The 18,006-nt window shown below is 52.4% G+C and carries 20 protein-coding genes and 1 pseudogene; 13 read left to right on the forward strand and 8 right to left on the reverse strand.

Annotated features, from left to right (window positions below; genetic code table 11):
* Nucleotides 1-550: 550 nt before the first annotated feature.
* Nucleotides 551-733, forward strand: a complete 183-nt coding sequence (locus GN208_RS00005) for a hypothetical protein (RefSeq protein ID WP_004238550.1) — start codon at nt 551-553, stop codon at nt 731-733.
* On the opposite strand, the gene GN208_RS00010 is transcribed toward GN208_RS00005, so the two are convergent.
* Nucleotides 728-1,642 (reverse strand): effector binding domain-containing protein, encoded by a 915-nt coding sequence (locus tag GN208_RS00010; RefSeq protein ID WP_004238549.1) that lies wholly within the window; start codon nt 1,640-1,642, stop codon nt 728-730. The genes GN208_RS00005 and GN208_RS00010 overlap by 6 nt on opposite strands.
* A gap of 345 nt (nt 1,643-1,987) precedes the next feature.
* Between GN208_RS00010 and GN208_RS00015 the strand changes: the two genes are divergently transcribed.
* Entirely contained in the window at nt 1,988-3,547 is a 1,560-nt protein-coding gene (locus GN208_RS00015) for a methyl-accepting chemotaxis protein (protein WP_015422589.1), read from the forward strand.
* A gap of 6 nt (nt 3,548-3,553) precedes the next feature.
* On the opposite strand, the gene GN208_RS00020 is transcribed toward GN208_RS00015, so the two are convergent.
* Entirely contained in the window at nt 3,554-3,922 is a 369-nt protein-coding gene (locus GN208_RS00020) for a MerR family transcriptional regulator (RefSeq protein WP_004238546.1), read from the reverse strand.
* 71 nt (nt 3,923-3,993) lie between these two features.
* Here GN208_RS00020 and GN208_RS00025 point away from each other — a divergent pair, with 71 nt between their 5' ends.
* The 6 genes from GN208_RS00025 (at nt 3,994) to GN208_RS00050 (ending at nt 10,357) form a co-directional block, all read left to right on the forward strand.
* Nucleotides 3,994-4,782 carry an SDR family NAD(P)-dependent oxidoreductase gene (locus tag GN208_RS00025; RefSeq protein ID WP_004238545.1) on the forward strand — a complete coding sequence of 263 codons (789 nt, stop codon included), beginning with the start codon at nt 3,994-3,996 and terminating at the stop codon, nt 4,780-4,782.
* Nucleotides 4,783-4,873: 91 nt separating this feature from the next.
* Nucleotides 4,874-5,407, forward strand: a complete 534-nt coding sequence (locus GN208_RS00030; protein WP_015422590.1) for a GNAT family N-acetyltransferase — start codon at nt 4,874-4,876, stop codon at nt 5,405-5,407.
* Between the two features lie 113 nt (nt 5,408-5,520).
* Complete coding sequence (gene speC / locus GN208_RS00035; RefSeq protein WP_004238543.1) at nt 5,521-7,695, forward strand: ornithine decarboxylase; 2,175 nt, start codon at nt 5,521-5,523, stop codon at nt 7,693-7,695.
* Nucleotides 7,692-8,252 (forward strand): hypothetical protein, encoded by a 561-nt coding sequence (locus GN208_RS00040; protein WP_004238542.1) that lies wholly within the window; start codon nt 7,692-7,694, stop codon nt 8,250-8,252. Before speC ends, GN208_RS00040 begins: the two co-directional genes overlap by 4 nt.
* A 113-nt stretch (nt 8,253-8,365) precedes the next feature.
* A complete protein-coding gene (locus GN208_RS00045) occupies nt 8,366-9,379 on the forward strand; it encodes a nitrilase family protein (protein WP_036416957.1) in 1,014 nt (337 codons plus the stop codon).
* Nucleotides 9,380-9,439: 60 nt separating this feature from the next.
* Entirely contained in the window at nt 9,440-10,357 is a 918-nt protein-coding gene (locus tag GN208_RS00050) for a LysR family transcriptional regulator (protein ID WP_015422592.1), read from the forward strand.
* Here GN208_RS00050 and GN208_RS00055 read toward each other — a convergent pair.
* Both GN208_RS00055 and GN208_RS00060 read right to left on the reverse strand, forming a co-directional pair.
* A pseudogene (locus GN208_RS00055) lies at nt 10,310-10,411 on the reverse strand (aminoglycoside 6'-acetyltransferase); the annotation flags it as partial. The gene GN208_RS00050 and the pseudogene GN208_RS00055 sit on opposite strands and share 48 nt — an antisense overlap.
* A gap of 99 nt (nt 10,412-10,510) precedes the next feature.
* On the reverse strand, nt 10,511-11,413 hold the full coding sequence (locus GN208_RS00060) for a LysR substrate-binding domain-containing protein (protein ID WP_015422593.1): 903 nt from the start codon (nt 11,411-11,413) through the stop codon (nt 10,511-10,513).
* Between the two features lie 98 nt (nt 11,414-11,511).
* Between GN208_RS00060 and GN208_RS00065 the strand changes: the two genes are divergently transcribed.
* On the forward strand, nt 11,512-12,426 hold the full coding sequence (locus GN208_RS00065; protein WP_004238538.1) for a DMT family transporter: 915 nt from the start codon (nt 11,512-11,514) through the stop codon (nt 12,424-12,426).
* Between the two features lie 18 nt (nt 12,427-12,444).
* Here GN208_RS00065 and GN208_RS00070 read toward each other — a convergent pair whose 3' ends face one another.
* The gene (locus GN208_RS00070) at nt 12,445-12,981 is read right to left on the reverse strand and encodes a DMT family transporter (protein ID WP_004238537.1); all 537 of its coding nucleotides are present in this window, start codon (nt 12,979-12,981) and stop codon (nt 12,445-12,447) included.
* 94 nt (nt 12,982-13,075) lie between these two features.
* Here GN208_RS00070 and GN208_RS00075 point away from each other — a divergent pair, with 94 nt between their 5' ends.
* The gene (locus GN208_RS00075; protein ID WP_004238536.1) at nt 13,076-13,969 is read left to right on the forward strand and encodes a LysR family transcriptional regulator; all 894 of its coding nucleotides are present in this window, start codon (nt 13,076-13,078) and stop codon (nt 13,967-13,969) included.
* Between the two features lie 3 nt (nt 13,970-13,972).
* On the opposite strand, the gene GN208_RS00080 is transcribed toward GN208_RS00075, so the two are convergent.
* Complete coding sequence (locus tag GN208_RS00080) at nt 13,973-14,413, reverse strand: hypothetical protein (protein ID WP_004238535.1); 441 nt, start codon at nt 14,411-14,413, stop codon at nt 13,973-13,975.
* 244 nt (nt 14,414-14,657) lie between these two features.
* On the opposite strand from GN208_RS00080, the gene GN208_RS00085 reads away from it, so the two are divergent.
* Together GN208_RS00085 and GN208_RS00090 are read left to right on the forward strand one after the other, a co-directional pair.
* A complete protein-coding gene (locus GN208_RS00085) occupies nt 14,658-15,002 on the forward strand; it encodes a DMT family protein (protein WP_004238534.1) in 345 nt (114 codons plus the stop codon).
* A 142-nt stretch (nt 15,003-15,144) separates the two neighbouring features.
* Nucleotides 15,145-15,576 carry a carboxymuconolactone decarboxylase family protein gene (locus GN208_RS00090; RefSeq protein WP_004238532.1) on the forward strand — a complete coding sequence of 144 codons (432 nt, stop codon included), beginning with the start codon at nt 15,145-15,147 and terminating at the stop codon, nt 15,574-15,576.
* A 27-nt stretch (nt 15,577-15,603) separates the two neighbouring features.
* On the opposite strand, the gene GN208_RS00095 is transcribed toward GN208_RS00090, so the two are convergent.
* Nucleotides 15,604-16,050: a VOC family protein gene (locus GN208_RS00095; RefSeq protein ID WP_004238531.1), complete on the reverse strand. Its 447-nt coding sequence runs from the start codon at nt 16,048-16,050 to the stop codon at nt 15,604-15,606.
* A gap of 35 nt (nt 16,051-16,085) precedes the next feature.
* On the reverse strand, nt 16,086-16,517 hold the full coding sequence (locus GN208_RS00100) for a VOC family protein (RefSeq protein ID WP_004238530.1): 432 nt from the start codon (nt 16,515-16,517) through the stop codon (nt 16,086-16,088).
* A gap of 326 nt (nt 16,518-16,843) precedes the next feature.
* Here GN208_RS00100 and GN208_RS00105 point away from each other — a divergent pair, with 326 nt between their 5' ends.
* Entirely contained in the window at nt 16,844-18,001 is a 1,158-nt protein-coding gene (locus tag GN208_RS00105) for a double-cubane-cluster-containing anaerobic reductase (RefSeq protein WP_004238529.1), read from the forward strand.
* The last annotated feature ends 5 nt before the right edge of the window (nt 18,002-18,006 follow it).

Consider the following 18,006-nt stretch of genomic DNA (forward strand, 5'->3'; position numbering starts at 1 on the left):
TATCAATAATGCGTGTATATCAAAAATAAAATAATGTAAAAACACAATTTATCGTTATTTTGTTATGATTTATTGTTTTGTTTTTAAAATAAAGTCATCATTTGCACTAAAAATGTGTCGTGATGGGTAAAATTATAAATTTCTGTGTTTTTTTAAACATAAATTATACACAATAAAAACATATATTTCATAATGTAAAATTATAAAAATCATTATACTTCATGATGTTATATCGGTTTAAATACAAAACATCTGAAATATTACAAATTATTACCACAATATGCCTGTTCACAAGTTTAAAGCGTAAATGCAAATTAACACATATTATGAGTAATTACAGGCCGAATAGTAATTTATCCGATAAAAAAGACAGAATGTATCGCAGTGTGAAAAAAAATCATATCAATCATTATGTTGTGATGTGCATTGCCGGAGGGCTACAGGTTATTATCGGCGGTTATCCGGAAGACTTTAGATTTTTCGGTGGTTACGCTATAAAAGCAGAGGGGCGGAATGCCGTCATTTTTCATTCTGAGAAGGGAGAGAACCTATGATACCGGACTACACAGAAAGCAATTTTGCCGGTATTGAGCACGGTGACGGGATTTCGGTGATCCGTTTTTATGCACCCTGTTGTGAGCCGTGCCGCCGGAGTGAACAGGAGTTTGCCCGTATTTCCGGGCCGCCGCCGGCTTCTGTCTTCACACAAGCCGTACATAATGCGTTGTTATAGCATGACCGGGATGTAGTAATTAATCTCTTCCACATACTGCAGGCCGTTGGCAATAAACTCATCATGCCGCTCTGCGGGCAGCAGTTTATAGTGTTCAATATCCGGGCCCCGTCTGCGCAGCAGGTTCATTTCTGCCAGCGTACCGGAATAGGCGGCATGAATAATATTGTTGTAATCAGCGGGCAGATTTTTCAGCATAGCCGGATCAATGGTAATTCTGAGATAATGCCCGCCCGGTAAGGTCACCGGAGAAAGTGAAGCGCGGCGGATGCTGTCCGCTGATAATACGGACGGAATAACCGCTGTGGTATAGGCATAACTGATATCATCTGCGGTTGATTCATACGGGGCATGTATGGCATACAAATCCGCCGGAATAATATCCACTTCCTTAAAAAACTTCTCCCAGAATTCACGCCGGAATTTCCGGTTTTCAGTCTGCCAGTCCGACAGATGTTTCCGGTGATAATGATGAGAGCCCGCTAACAGCATTTCCGGTAATTCGGTCAGTTCAGACTGAAACGGAATCAGGTTTTCCGCCTGTAACGGAAAACAGAAGCCGTTACTGTCCCAGCCTGCTTTCTTGCGGTAGGCGGAAGGGGTGGTATTAAACTGGGATTTAAAGGCGCGGCAGAATGTCTGCTGTGAATCGAAGCGGTATTTCACCGAAATATCGAGAATACTGCTGCGGGTAATCCGCAATGCCTTTGCTGCACAGGATAAGCGCCGGGCACGGATATATTTTCCGATCACGACACCGGTGTGCTCTTTAAATAAGCGTTGTAAATGCCATTTGGAATAACCCGCCCGTGCGGCAATGATATCCAGTGATAAATCAGATTCCAGATTTTGCTCAATCCACAACACCAGACTCTGAATAATACTTCCGCGAAGCCCGTCTATGTTCATTCTTTTTATTACCGGTAAAGAGTGTTATCGCTCAGTTATCGGGCGATACAAAAGTTAACCTTTTAATATTAAATGAATTTACCTTTTATATCCGCAAGGAGTGTAAATATCTGTATGTAGTGTGCAGTGGTTTGTATTTTTTTATCAGGAATTGTCTGTTTTTGTGTGAATTTGAGACATACAGACAGAAAAATATCTTGATCCACCGAAAAACGTGCAGCTATTAACCTGAAAAACAACAAAATTTTAAAAAATCACAAAAAATTATAACTTTTGAAGTTTCTGCCGATAACAGTATCCGTATGGCCCTGCCAGATCATTTTATCGCCCCTTAAAGGAAACTGTATGCAGTTACTTCGAAACTTATCCATCCGGTTCGTCATGCTGTCGATACTCGGTATTTTGTGTCTGACACTCGGATGTGTCAGTTTTTACAGTGACTGGTCACTGTCGAGAGTGTCTGACGGCAATGCGACCGATCGTCAGCTAGTCCGGCAGCTGACGGTACTGAATCAGGGAAATGACCAGTATTTCCGGTTTATTTCCCGGCTGAACCGCGAAATGCAGAAAAAAGCGGAAGGGGAAGAACCGGATTTAAAACCGTCTGCGGAAGCGATGGAGAATATGGGGCTGCACCTGGCGGAGATGAAACGGATTTCCCCGGGACCGATGGATGTACAGATGTCAGAAAAGGTGATTGCCCGCTGGCAGGCACTCTATGATGAGGGGGTTAAAATCCAGATGCAGCTGGCGGAGCAGGGGGATCAGGCGGGTTACCGTAAGCAGTCCCATGATGTCACACCGCAGCTGAGCAAAGAATTTGGTGCTGCCAGCCTTGAATTTACACAGGTGGCGGAGACGCGGATCGAACAGACCCGTACCCTGGTGGACGGCCTGATGACCACCACACGGATTGTGATTATCAGCGGCACACTGTTTGGTCTGCTGATCCTGATTTTTGCTGACCGCTATCTGGTGAAGATGATGCAGCGCCCGCTGAACAATGTCCGTCAGCATTTCCGCCGTATTGCCGGGGGGGACCTCAGCCAGCCGGTGGAAAGTGACGCAGCCGGGCGTAACTGTGTCGGTAAATTGTTCCCGCTGCTCAGTGAGATGCAGGACAGTCTGCGGGATGCGGTCAGTTCTATCCGTGAAGGCAGTGATACCCTGCGCGACAGTGCTTCTGAGATTGCGCGCGGCAATACGGATCTCTCCTCGCGTACCGAACAGCAGGCAGCGGCGCTGGAAGAGACAGCGGCGAGTATGGAAGAGATCACCGCGACAGTGAAACTGAATGCGGATCATGCGCATCATGCCAGCGAACTGGCGGAAGTAACGTCCTCAACTGCACATCAGGGCCATGAGATGATCGCTGCGGTTATCCGCACAATGGACGAAATTTCCGAGAGTTCACGCAAAATTGCTGAAATCACCAATGTGATTAACAGTATCGCTTTCCAGACTAACATTCTGGCGCTGAATGCCTCGATAGAAGCGGCGCGGGCCGGTGTCCACGGACGCGGCTTTATGGTGGTGGCCGGTGAGGTGCGGACACTGGCCAGCAACAGTGCGGATGCCGCCAAAGAGATTGAACGGCTGATAGCCAATGCGGTGTCCCGTGTTGATCAGGGCATTAAACTGGTCGCCGGCGGCGGGGAAACGATGGAGGAGATTGTCCGTGCCTCCGGTGAAGTCACGGAGATCATGAAAGAAATTGCCATTGCGTCAGAGGAGCAAACCAAAGGGATCTTACAGGTCGGCACTGCAATCACCCAGATGGACACTGTGACCCAGCAGAATGCCTCGCTGGTCAGCAATGTCTCTGAAACCGCCGCCGGGCTGGAATTACAGACACAGGCGCTGCAGAACTCCGTACAGAAATTCCGCCTCAGTGCTGCGGACTGACGCGGCTCAGATTGCTGCCGTGGCCAGTAAATCGCGGTAGTAATCTATCTTTCGTTCCAGGTGCTGAAAATGATCATTCAGCACCGCTATCTGCTGTTGTAATTCCCCGCTGTGTGCCAGCAGTAAATCCATACGCGCCTGTGCCGTTTCCTCTCCCTGAGCCCGTAAATCCGCATAATGTCTGATGGATTTCAGCGGCATGCCGGTTTCTTTCAGTCGGGTGATAAACGTCACCCACTCCGCATCACGGGCGGAATAACAACGGTGATTATTTGCCCGGCGCTGCGGGATCAAAATGCCTTCTTTTTCATAAAACCGCAGGGTATGGATACTGAAACCGGTTAAGGCAGAAAACTCACTGATGGAATAATGCATGCAAGAAACCTCTTGACCTCGAGTGAACTCTATCTTTTACGCTCAGCGGACTAATGTCAAAGGAGGTTTGTATGAACAATCAGAATTATGTGGTGATCACCGGTGCCAGCGCCGGTATCGGGCGGGCAATCGCGGCTGCTTTCGCACGCCGGGGTAATAATGTGGTGCTGGTGGCACGGCGTGAGGATGCATTACTGACACTGAAGGCGGAGCTGATGCAGCAGAACCCGGACATCATGGTTGAAATCCGCGTGTGTGATTTGTCCGTGCCCGGCAATGCGGCGGCGCTGTATCACTCGTTGTCTTCATTGAATATTATTGCGTGGATTAATAATGCCGGTTTCGGCTATTACGGTACGGTGGCAGAGCAGCCGGTGGCGGAAGCGGAGAAGATGCTTGCCCTCAATGTGAATGCCCTGATGGTGTTGTCGGCGCTGTATGTGCAGGATTATCAGCATACGGAAGGTGCGCAACTGATCAATATCAGTTCGGCGGGCGGCTATACGATTGTTCCCTCTGCGGTGACTTACTGCGCCACGAAGTTTTTTGTCAGTGCGTATACAGAAGGGCTGGCGCGTGAGCTTATCCGCAACGGGGCAAAATTGCGGGCAAAAGTACTGGCACCGGCAGCCACACAGACGGAATTTGGTCAGGTGGCGAATAATACCGATTCTTATGATTATGACCGGGCTTTCGGGCGTTATCATACCAGTGACGAAATGGCCGCGTTTGCGCTTGAACTGTATGACGCGGACAGTATCACCGGCATGATTGACCGCGATGATTTCCGTTTTCAACTGGCGGATACCCGGTTCCCGCATGCAGAAAACAGCCGGTCAAATCAGAAAGTGACTCCATAAGATTCTGCGGGTGCTGCCGGGATGATTGCTGTCACCCGGCGTTACTGATAATGTGAGGTAATTCTCATTTTTCAGGTTGGAAACCTTTTTTATGCTGCAATTACTTCCGGTTACCTCACCGGCTGATCCGGTACTTGATGATATTCGTCCGCTGTATGAATCCGCTTTTCCGCTGCATGAACAGCGCACGCGGGCAGGGCGGGAAAAACTGTTTTCTCAGCCGGGCTATTATCTGTATCAGATAAGGGATAATGACCGCTTTGCCGGATTTACCGGCTGCTGGCAGATGGGTTCCCTGTTTTATATTGAGCACATTGCTATTGCGCCGCAGATGCGCGGCAGCGGAGTCGGGCAACGGGCGTTGTCACTGTTTTGTCAGGAAAAACAACGGGTTGTTCTGGAGATTGATCCGCTGACGGATGAGGTGGCGCAACGCCGTCTGCGTTTTTATCAGCACTGTGGTTTTGCTGTTAATGACTATATTCATCATCACCCGGCTTACCGCCCGGAATTTCCGCCGCATGAGCTGGTGATCCTGAGTTATCCGCAGGTTATTAATCCGGAAGAATATCAGCAATTTAAGCACTTTCTTATCCATCACATTATGCCGGAAAATCTGTTGTAGCGCCCGGCTCACCGCATGTTATGATGACCGCTTTTCCGGCGGTCTGCCTGCCGGTTCCCGTACCGTACTCTGCTGACACCTGTTGTCAGCGGAGATGACTTTGCAGGGTTGTCATGAACAAGAAAAAATGTGCGGTCAGTGAGCTGCTCAGCGGCATGCCGGATCTCCCGTTTGAAACGGTTTCTCTCAGTGAGTGTGATTTCACGGCGGTGTCTGTGTGTCTGGTGGCACCGGCAGATACCGGCAACGGCCAGCTGGCGCGGATCCGGCAACAGGGCTTCGGCCAGCCGGTTTTTATGGTGCTCAGCGGCGGTGACGCAGAGGCGCTGCCGGATGGTATCAGCGGAGTTATCGATCTCTGCCGCGATGACAGCCGTACGGTCGGTGACACACTTCTGCGTGCGGCACAATCCTGTGAAGAGAGTCTGCTGCCGCCGTTTTTCGGGCGGATGAAACATTATACCGCGCAGCAGAATATCTCCTTTGCCTGTCCCGGCCATCAGGGCGGGGAGTTTTTCCGCCGTCATCCCGCCGGGCAGCAGTTTACCGACTATTTCGGCGATGCATTGTTCCGGGCTGATCTCTGCAATGCAGATACCGCGCTGGGGGATCTTCTGATCCACGAAGGGGCGGCGCTGGCCGCGCAACAGCATGCCGCGAAAGTCTTTCATGCTGATAAGACCTGGTTTGTGCTCAACGGCACGTCGTCATCCAACAAAGTGGTGCTGAATGCTCTGCTGACACCGGGTGATCTGGTGTTATTCGATCGTAATAACCACAAATCCAACCATCACGGTGCACTGATCCAGGCCGGTGCCACACCGGTTTATCTGGAGGCGGCACGTAACCCGTTCGGTTTTATCGGCGGCATTGACGCACACTGTTTTGATGAGGATTACCTGCGGGCACTGGCGGCGGAAGCCGCACCGGAAAAAGCGGGCGACAAACGTCCGTTCCGGCTGGCGGTGATCCAGCTGGGGACGTATGACGGCACGGTGTATAACGCCCGTCAGGTGGTGGACAGCATCGGCCCGCTGTGTGATTACATTTTGTTTGATTCCGCGTGGGTCGGCTATGAGCAGTTTATCCCGGTGATGCAGATGTGTTCACCGATGCTGCTGGAACTGAATGAAAACGACCCCGGCATTCTGGTAACGCAATCTGTTCACAAACAGATGGCCGGGTTCTCTCAGGCGTCTCAGATCCACAAAAAAGATAAACATATCAAAGGTCAGGCGCGTTATGTCTCTTTCCGGCAGATGAATAACGCTTTTATGATGCATGCCTCCACCAGCCCGTTTTATCCGCTGTTTGCCGCACTGGATGTGAACGCGAAAATGCATGAGGGCGAACCCGGACGGCGTCTGTGGGCGGAATGTGTCAGAACGGGGATTGAAGCCCGTAAACTGCTGCTGCGGACGTGTCAGCATATCCGTCCCTTTATCCCCGCTACCGTGGACGGTCGTCCGTGGGAAGAGGCGGAAACCGGTGTTATCGCCGCAGACCGGCGTTTTTTCAATTTTGTACCGGGCGAGCGCTGGCACGGTTTTGAGGGTTATGCGGACGATCAGTATTTTGTCGATCCCTGCAAATTATTGCTGACCACCCCCGGGGTGGATGTCAGCAGTGGAGAGTATGAGGATTTTGGCGTTCCGGCGACGATTCTGGCGTATTATCTGCGTGAAAATCAGATTATCGCGGAAAAATGTGACCTGAATTCCATCCTGTTTTTACTGACTCCGGCAGAAACGCCGGAAAAAATGCAGCGGCTGATCCGGCAGATTGCCCGGTTTGAGCAGCTGCTGGACAGCGATGCGGCACTGGAAATCGTCCTGCCGTCACTGTGCCGCACGTATCCGGCGCGTTATGCGGGATATACACTGCGGCAGTTGTGTCAGGAAATGCACAATCTGTTTGTGAAACATAATGTTAAACAGCGCCAGAAAGAGATGTTCCGCCGCCGCTGTTTTCCTGCAGTACGGATGTCGCCGAAAGCGGCACATACTGAATTTGTCCGCGGCAATACAGAGCGGGTGGCGGTGTCAGAGATAGCCGGACGTATCGCGGCGGAAGGGGCTCTGCCGTATCCGCCGGGTGTTTTGTGTGTGGTGCCGGGGGAAGTCTGGGAAGCCCCGGTTCAGCGCTATTTCCTCGCGCTGGAAGAGACTGCCGACCGCTTTCCGGGCTTCGCACCGGAATTGCAGGGGGCGTATATTGAGCAGGATGACAGCGGACACCAGCGTGTGTATGCCTGCGTTATCCGTCATCAGCAGGGAGAAGGACAATGACAGCAGAACAGTTTCATCAGCGTATATGGGAAATTCTGGAAGATCTCAACAGCGACTATTTTCAGGTGGTCGCCGCCCCCGCACCGGAGCCGCAGGCTGTCGCAGCAGCAGAGGCACTGACCGGCGTGCCGGTACCGGCGTATTACTCTGCATTCTGTCAGCGCACCAACGGTCTGTGCGTGATGGCCCGGGAGGAGTTCTGGCCGGAAGCGGAACTCTATTCTGTGGGACCGGCATGGACGTTCTGGCGCGGTGTGGTATTGCTCGGATTCGATAGCCCCGATCTGCCGGAGTGGGCATCCGTCACGGCGGCCTGTGAGCGGCTGGCTGATTACGAAGTTACCGGTGTGCTGCCGCTGATGAAAGTAGTCGGTGACGGCAATATTATCTGGGGCCTGGATAAATCCGGCACTCCGGTTGAGGTGGCGGAAGGTGAAATTACCCGGCTGCCGGCGGACTTTACCGTATGCTATGAGGAACAAATCCGCGGTCTGGCAGAGCGTCAGTCAGAGATGATGGAGCGGATTGCGGAGCAGAAACGCCCGGCAGCTGAATAAATCCTCACTTTCCATTCCTGTTGGTTATCGGACGAATCAGATAACTCATTATACGGACTCTCTGTGCTGTGGTGTGATAGGGGCAGAGAGTCCATTCTGATGAGGAAATGATGATGCCTGTTAACACACCCTCCGCACTGCGGGTCGCCACTGTGCAGTTTCAGCACCGCCCCGGCGACAAAGAATACAATCTTGCCTGTATTGATAAGTTTATTGAGCGCGCCCGCACGGAGCAGGTGCAGATTCTTGTGCTGCCGGAAATGTGCATCACCGGCTACTGGCATGTGACAAAACTGCCGGATGAGGATGTCCGCGCACTCAGCGAGCCGCTGGCGGACAGCCCGTCACTGCGGCATCTCTGCGCCCGCGCCCGGGAAACCGGTATGATTATCGGGGCGGGGCTGATTGAAGACGGCGGTGACGGCCATTGCTATAACACCTATGTGGCCTGTATGCCGGATGGCACTTATCATGCGCACCGCAAACTGCATGCCTTTGAGCATCCGGTTATCCGCAGCGGTAATCAATACACCGTATTTGATACACCGTGGGGTGTGAAAGCGGCCATTCTTATCTGCTGGGACAACAATCTGGTGGAAAACCCGCGTGCCTGCGCGCTGATGGGTGCTGATATCATTCTGGCTCCGCACCAGACCGGCGGCACCTGTTCACGCAGCCCGTACGGAATGAAACCGGTTCCGCTGACACTGTGGAAAGAACGGGATAAACATCCGGAAGCGTTACGTGCGGCTTTTCAGGGAGAGCACGGGCGCGGCTGGCTGATGCGCTGGCTGCCTGCAAGGGCGCATGATAACGGGGTATTTTATCTGTTCAGTAACGGTGTGGGGCAGGATGATGATGAAGTCCGCACCGGTAATGCCATGGTGATTGATCCTTACGGGCGGATTGTGGCGGAAAGTCAGGCTGTTGAGGATGACATGGTGGTGGCTGATCTCGACCTGACACTGCTGCCGCTGTCCACCGGGCGGCGCTGGATAACCGGCCGCCGTCCGGAGCTGTATCAGATCCTGACACAGCGTCAGGGTTATGAACGGGATGCGCGGACAGTCCGGTTTGCGGAAGACGCTGTGGTGGTCGCTCCGGCGGAACCCCGGCTGAAAGGATGATTGCCCGGTGATGCCGGTCAGGTTATGCTCATGACCGGCATCTCAGACAGGATAATCAGCATGGATCTGCGTTTACTGCGGGCATTTGTGACTCTGGCCGGTTGCGGACATTATCATGAGGCGGCATCCGTCCTTTGCATTACCCAGCCCGCACTGACCAAACAGATAAAACTGCTGGAGAACAGGCTCGGGCTGACACTGTTTGTGCGCGGACGACACGGTGCTCAACTGACGGCGGAGGGCGCTGAATTATTACCGGCAGCCACGGCGCTGGTGACACAGAGCCGGGAGTTTATGCATCATGCGGCGCGACTGAGCCGTCAGTTACCGGCGCGGCTGAATGTCGGGTTCGGTATTTCGGCATTTAAAGAAGCGGCTGAATTTGTCAGCCGGCTGCAAAGAACGCTGCCGGATGTGCAGGTGTCTCTGGATGATTTCCCCTCTCAGGTGATGACTGAAAAATTACTTTCCGGTGAACTGGATATCGCCTTTATGCGCCTGCCGCTGCCGGAAAATACGGTTCACTGCCCGGAAGCTGTAGCCTTTAAGCAGGAAACATTATCTCTCGCGGTACCGGCCGGAACTGTAGTGCAGCCCGGTCAGGAATTGTCACTGATCACCCGCAATCCGCTGCTGACATTGCATGAAAACCGGGGCGCGGGGCTGTATCACCAGATAACGGCATTTCTGGATGCTAATCATGTTACCCCGCAGGCGGTGCACTACAGCAGTGATATCCGGACACTGATTGCCCTGGTGGCGGCCGGTGCCGGTGTCGCTCTCCTGCCCGGCGAAGCCGGTGATCCGGGGCATCCGGATGTCACGTTTTACCCGCTGACTGACTTTGCACAGGCATCCTGGAAGATGGGTATGGTCTGGCGGCGTGAGTTACCGCTTCTCTGGCGGCAGCAGTGGCGCGAGTGGCTGACAGTAAAAGATCACCCGTTCGGTTTCAGTAAACCCGGGAGCCCGGTGTAACCGCTGCGACGCGGTGTTATCCGGTGAGGTATCGGAGGCCGGTTCGCGGCAGCCGTTGACATAATCTGTCCGCACAGAGGCTTCCGCAAACGCGGCGGTTTGCCCGTCTGCGGTGCAGAGGAAAAAGGCACACAGTGACAGATTCTGGTTCTATTATGTATTCTCCGCTGTGTGAGCAAATGCATGACAAAACCAGTCACTGACGGCGCTGATCATCGCCTGATCGGCACTGTGGCGGTTATGCAGCAGATAAAATCCTTTGCCGGAATGCAGTGTCAGTTCCGGAAACAAAGGAATAAGGGTCTGTTGTGCCAGCTCGTGTTCCAGCAGGAAATCATTGGCAATCAGAATACCCTGCTGATGCACCGCCGCATCAATCGCCAGTAAGAACTGATCAAAATGCAGCCCGGCGGTAAACGGTGTGCCGCCGGACGCTATCCCGGCATAGTGTTCCAGCCAGCTGTCCCAGTAAGGATAGAGTGTGGTGTGCAGCAGTACCGCATTTTTCAGATCTGCCGGGCTGTGAAGTGACAGCCGCGTGGCATAAGCTGGATGACAAAACAGACGGCAGGGCGCGTCAGATAACAGTACCCGCGCCGGTTGCGTGCGGGATAAATCAGTATAGCGGACAGCCAGATCCACATTGTCTTTTTCCAACGAAACCAGCGCTGCGGTGGCATTCAGATGCAGATCCAGTCCCGGAAAAGTGCGGACAAAATCACTCATCCTGGGGGAGAACCATTTGGAGGCCAGCCCGGGCGGCATGGACAGAGTCAGGGTATGGCGTGCCGCATAGCGGATTGTCTCACCGGCGGCGCGGATCTGTTCCAGCGCGGGCTGAATCAAGCGATAGTATTTCTGTCCTGTCTCTGTCACCGTCAGTTTGCGGATCTCACGCAGAAACAACATCACGCCCAGCTCATCCTCCAGCTTTTTTATCTGCTGACTGACCGCACCCGGTGTGACATGCAGGAATTCTGCCGCTCTGATAAAGCTGCCGAGCCGGACGCTGGCTTCAAAGGCCAGCAGGGCTTTCATCGGCGGATAACGGTTCATGAAATAGTTTTTCTCTTTCATAAGGTAATTTAAATCGGTTGTAGCACAGCCCCGGATTCAGAACAATAGCCCCATCAGAAAAAAGGGGTAGCAATAGTATGAACAGTAAAACGGCAGCAGCCTTCGCGTTCCTCGGCATTATCTGGGGAACCAACTTTATTTTTATGCGCCAGGCGAGTGAGTGGATCTCGCCGGTACAGATTGTATTTCTGCGGGTGTTATGCGGCTTTGTGCCGATTGCGGTGATGGCGTGGATGCAGAAAGCAGTGCGCCGCGAGCACCTGAAATACACCGGGCATTTCCTGGTGATGGCGCTTCTGGCCACGGTGATTTATTACTGGGCGTTTGCTTCCGGCACCTCATTACTGCTCTCCGGCGTCTCCGGTGTGCTCAGCGGGGCAATTCCGCTGTTCTCGTTTATTGTCGCGGCGATTTTTCTGCGTCAGGAAAAAATCACGGTAATGCGTCTGTGCGGGCTGATGCTTGGCTTTGCCGGAGTGATTCTGATCGCCAAGCCGTGGCAGGTCAGCGGGGAGAGTATCAGTCTCGCCGGGGTGGGTTATATGATTCTGGGATCACTGAGCGTGGGGATTTCCTTTGTGTATGCCAAAAAATTCCTTGCGGATAAACAGATTGCTCCGCTGGCGCTGACCACCTATCAGATTGGCCTTGCGTTGGTGATCCTGGCCTGCATCACGCCATTTACCGGCATTACCGCCATTGCGCAGGACAGCACTGCCAGCCTCGGGCTGATTATCGGGCTGGGATTGCTCGGTACCGGGGTGGCGTATCTGACGTATTACTATCTGATCCTGAATCTGGGGGCTGTAGTGGCTTCATCCGTGACCTACATCCCGCCGGTGGTGGCACTGATTGTCGGGTTCCTCGCCGCCAATGAGCAGCTTGGCGTGACAGAGATTCTGTCGATGGTGCTGATTATGAGTGGTGTCTTCTTATTACAGCGTCCTTCGCGCCGCCCGGAAGCGGAGAAGGAAGCTGAAGCTGTGCAGTAATATTCCGGGAAACCAAACCTATCTTTTTATTGTCTGTTCGATTTGAGTTGCATTTCCTGCCCCGCTGTCAGTATCGCGGGGCTTTTTTTCACCCGCAAACTGCATCACCAGCACACCCGCCACCACCAGGCCGATACCGGCGAGTTTGGCTATCTGAACCGGCTGTTTCGGCATTCCGAACAAACCGAAGTGTTCAATCAGCGCGGAAATCACCAGCTGACCGGCAATCACCATTACGAAAAAGGTAATGCCGCCGATTTTCGGTACCAGGATCAGAGCGGAGGTCAGATACAGCATTCCGGCTATCCCGCCGAGCCAGATCCAGAACGGCTGATGCAGTAAATCTGCGCTCAGCACCGGTTTCGGAACTTTAAATATTAATAATAACGGTGCTAAAACAATAATACTGATTAATAATGATACAAGACTGGCCCATAACGGATGACCCAGATGGCGTGCTAACACTGCATTGCTGACCGCTTGCACCGGTACTATGGCACCGGCAAAAAAAGCACAAATAATCAAAGCAATAGCGGATAATGATAAGGTTGACATAGTGGCCTCCCTGGTTAACGTTTTATTAACATCAATCATAGGTGATCCCCGGCAGAACCGGAAATGATCAATTTTATAGGGCACTATTCGTATTATGAATAATATAAAGAAATTAGATTTAAATCAGCTTGTTACATTGCATGCGTTACTGCGTGAACGCCATGTCAGCCGGGCTGCCGTGTCTCTGCACCGCAGTCAGCCGGCTGTCAGCCACACACTGAACCAGCTGCGGGATTTGTTTCAGGATCCGCTGCTTATCCGCAGACAAGGCCGTTATCATCTGTCCGGTAAGGCGGAAGCACTGTATGCGCCGCTGACGCAGGCTCTGAGTCAGCTCGATGACCTGATCGCACAGCAGGATTTCCGGCCGGAAAATTGCACCCGGCGGTTTAATATCGCTATGTCTGATTACGGGGCGGCGATTTTCAGCGGAAAACTCATCCGTTATCTGCGCAGTTCCGCGCCGCAGGTCGATTTGCAAATCTGGCAGGGCAGCCGCGAGGAGATGCAGGGAAAATTGCAGGAAGGCAGCCTCGATCTGGCATTCGGGGTATTTACTGCCACGGATTACACTCTCCGCACAAAAACGGTCTTTACGGACACCATGGTCAGTGTTGCGGACAAACAATACTGTACCAACGGCACGATGCCGATGGCGGACTGGCTCTCGCACCCGCATATCCTGGCGAGCATGAAGCCGTATGAAGCCAATGAAATTGACCGGCAGTTACAGCTGCTCAATTACCGGCGGCGCATTGCGGTCTCGGTGCCTTACTGGCAGATTGCCTCGCAGTTACCGGAAGGCACTGATCTGATCCTGACGGTGGCGCAGCGGGCGCTGCCGGATATACTCAGCCCGTCATTACAGGTATTTACGCCGCCGCTGACTATCGCGCCGCTCAGTTTTCAGATGTTATGGCACCAGCGCAGTGAAGGGGATGCGGCACTCGGCTGGCTGCGGGAAGTGGTGATGCGGGTGTGTGACTGATGCTCAGTGTGTTGTCCGGCGGCAGTTTTGCAGTTCCAGCAGAAATGAGCCGTTATTACCGCCGGTGCGTTTATTTAAGCCGAAAACAAAGCGCCGCTGTGACGGTGTGAAATAAGCGAGTCCGCTGAAGGTACCGGCATAAATCAGGGTATCTTCGCCGATCTCCTGTAAATCCTGCTTTGACATGGTGGCAAACTGTTTAATCGGTGTCAGTGCCGGGGAATGATAGGGGGACGGTTGCGTATCCAGCACCGTAAAGCGGTCATTATGAAACAGAACGACGGATTCACGCTGTTTATCCGGAAAATAAAAATCGCGCATTGCGCCCTGTTTTCGCTGATAACTGGCGGATGAAATCTCACATTTGTAATAGCCGTTCAGTGACCCTCCGGCGGCATAACCGGATAAAGAGACAAAAAATAATAAGAAAGTTAATAAACGCATAAACAGGATAGTTGTTTTTACAAATATTAAGTGTAATAGGATGCGGTTATCCGCACAATCAGTTCAGTACAATCTTCCGGAAATCAGCGGAAAGAATAAAGGGCTGAATACGCGTAAAATGCAAATTTTATAAGTACATAGCGGGAAAGTTTGTTTCCGTAACTATCATCCGGATCATATATCCGTTTATCAGAGATCGGCGTAAAATAGCGGCTGATATCATTTTTTACTGACGGATCCCCCTATGCTGGCGAAGTTTCTCCCGATTTTTCTGCTTGTTCTCTCCAATATTTTTATGATGTTTGCCTGGTACGGACACCTGAAGTTTGCCGGTAAGCCACTCATTGCGGTGATTTTTTTCAGCTGGCTGATTGCGCTGGCGGAATATTGTCTGGCGGTGCCGGCCAACCGGATAGGACATCAGTACTACAGTGCCGCCGAGCTGAAAACCATGCAGGAAGTGATCACTCTGTGTGTCTTTATGGTATTTTCTGTCGCTTATCTGGGTGAAAGCATCACGCTGAATCACCTTATCGGTTTCGGATTTATTGCCGCCGGGGCTTTCTTTATTTTTAAAGGACCGTTTTAACCGCCACCACACAATGACGATAACGATACTGTGAATTTATCCATAATATAGCGGGGTGACTGGTTATATCACCAGGTATTATTGCCGGGTATAGCGCCCGGTTTCCGGGATACTTTTTCACTCTGATCAAGGCAGGTCTGTTATGTCATCACTACGTTTATCTTATCCGAAACTCAGTCCGGCAGCGTATGCGGGGCTGATTGCCTGTAAAAATGCACTGGAAAGCAGCGCGTTATCCCCTGAACTGGTTGAGCTGGTGTATCTGCGGGTATCCCAGATTAACGGCTGCGCATTCTGTCTGGAAATGCACACGGCGGCACTGCGCAAACGGGGCATGGTTCAGGAGAAACTTGACGCACTGGCGGGCTGGCGCGTGAGTGAACGTTTCAGTGATCGCGAGCGGGCGGCGCTGGAATGGACGGAAGCGGTCACACTGTTATCGGCTCAGAATACTGATGATGCAACCTGGCAGCGTGTGAAGGCACATTTTTCTGATGCGGAAATGAGTGATCTGACAATCGCGGCCGGGCTGATGAATGCCTTTAACCGGATTGCTGTCAGTCTGCGTCAGTAGCAGATAGCAGCAACCCGGCACCGGCGGTTATTCGCCGGTGTTATCCCGCAGCCACGGGGTGATAGTCAGCCCGACAAGTAAACCTTCCGGGCTGAGCAGACGGGTGACGGACTGTCCCCACGGCTCGGTTCTGTTTGCCACCAGCAGCGGATAGCCCTGTGACTGTAAAAATTCCGTGGCCGCTGCCAGGTCGCGCACTTCAAACTCGACCCACGCCTGCGGCACCGGATGTGACGGCGGCCAGCTGTCCTGCCCGAAACAGGAGACCGCAGCGTGGCTGAGCGGCCAGAGCGCGAAGTGTTTCACACCGTGCAGGCTGTGATCGGCGGTCAGGTAATCGGCCACGCCTTCAGATTCACTGAGCGGCAGGCCGACGGTATCCGCAAAAAAATGTTTGCTGCGGGCGGGGTCGCGGGTCACCGGACCAAAACCGGCGACAAACAGCACACCGGGAACGGCTGGGTAATCAGACATAGCAGTGTCTCCGTAAGATAAGGATTTATCCCATCTTACACATTAATCTGCCCGGGTGCCGGAAATATCATCTCTTCATACGGCGCTTCGCGGCAGGCATCCAGCCGCTGCTGTATTCCGCCGGAATGCGCCTCAAGCTGATGCCCGTCCGGGTCAAGAAAATAGACGGAATCACCTTCACTGCGGTTACGTTTCCAGAGTGTTATCTGATGAGCGGCGAGAAGCGAGCGGAAGGCCGGGAACTGCTCAGGAGGAAGGGTGAAAGCGTAGTGGGTATAACCCTGATGAATAGGCCGGTGAATGATTTCCGGATCTGCCGATAAACAGATCCACAGTTCTCCGCAGGTCAGGTAAGCCCCGTATTTCCAGCGGGTATGCAGCGTCATTTTCAGAATATCGCGGTAAAAATGCAGGCTGCGATCCAAATCGGCGACCGCCAGGGTCAGATGATTCATTCCTGTTAACATATATCCTCCGTCAGCATCCGGCTGTTATAAACAGCACGTCTGAGTCAGGTGAAAGGAAGCCGTATCAGTGGTTGTACGGTGGGGGGTTATCATCATCAGGAAGCTCTCAGGGTAAAATATCAGTCAGGTTTATGATTACCCTGAAGCTTACTGACTGACAACGCAGGGTGCCAGATAATTCCGTTGCCGGGCGTTGTGATTTAAGATCACGTTAATTTAGTCCCGTCAGGGATATTCACCCTGAATATGATTTACCTCAATTATCCTTATTATTAATAGGTCTACTCTGGCGCCACACTTTAATAATGATAATGGTAGGTCTACTTATGTCATTAGTCACACAACTTCCGTCGATCTTTTCTGATTTCTCCGATGCCCGCCAACAGGGCTTTCTCACTGTAATGGAACTGAAAGAGCAGGGTGTCCCGCTGGTGGGAACCTATTGCACTTTTATGCCGCAGGAGATTGCTATGGCCGCCGGTGCAGCGGTTGTCTCCCTCTGTTCAACCAGTGATGAAACCATTGAAGAAGCGGAAAAAACCTTACCCCGCAACTTATGTCCTCTGATCAAAAGCAGCTACGGATTCGGTAAAACCGATAAATGCCCCTACTTCTATTTTTCTGACATCGTGGTCGGTGAAACCACCTGCGACGGCAAAAAGAAAATGTATGAATATATGGCGGAATTTAAACCTGTCCATGTGATGCAGCTGCCGAATAACAGTGAAAGTGCGGAATCTGTCGCGCTCTGGCGCTCGGAAATCATCCGTTTTCAGAAACGGCTGGAAGCGCAGTTCGGCTGTGAAATTACAGAGCAGGGGATCCGTGATGCTATCGATCTGCGCAACCGCGAACGCCGTGCATTAACCGAATTTTACCACCTCGGGCAACTCAATCCGCCTGCGATGACCGGCCGTGAGATCCTCAGTGTGGTCTATGGTGCCACCTTCAAATTTGATAAACGCGCTCTGATCGGCGAGCTGGAAACGCTGACCGCCAAAGTGCGTGCGGAATATGCTGCCGGTAAACGGCTGGATCCGCGTCCGCGCATTCTGATCACCGGCTGCCCGATTGGCGGGGCGGCGGAAAAAGTGGTGCGGATTATCGAAGAGAACGGCGGCTGGGTGGTCGGTTATGAAAACTGCACAGGCGCGAAAGCCACTGAACAGTGTGTGGATGAAAATCCGCAGGCCGATGTTTATGATGCCCTGACCGAAAAATACCTTGCTATCGGTTGCTCCTGTATTTCACCGAACACACAGCGTCTGAATATGCTCAGTGAGATGGTGCAGGACTATCAGGTGGACGGGGTGATTGATGTGATCCTCCAGGCCTGTCACACCTATGCGGTGGAATCGCTGCTGATAAACCGGCATATCCGTGAAAAACACGATATCCCGTATATGGCGATTGAGACAGATTATTCCACCTCTGACACCGGTCAGCTTGCTACCCGCATTGCCGCTTTTATTGAGATGTTATAAGGAGG

The organism is Morganella sp. HSTU-ASny43 (assembly GCF_022819185.1).
Taxonomy (GTDB): Bacteria; Pseudomonadota; Gammaproteobacteria; order Enterobacterales; family Enterobacteriaceae; genus Morganella; species Morganella morganii.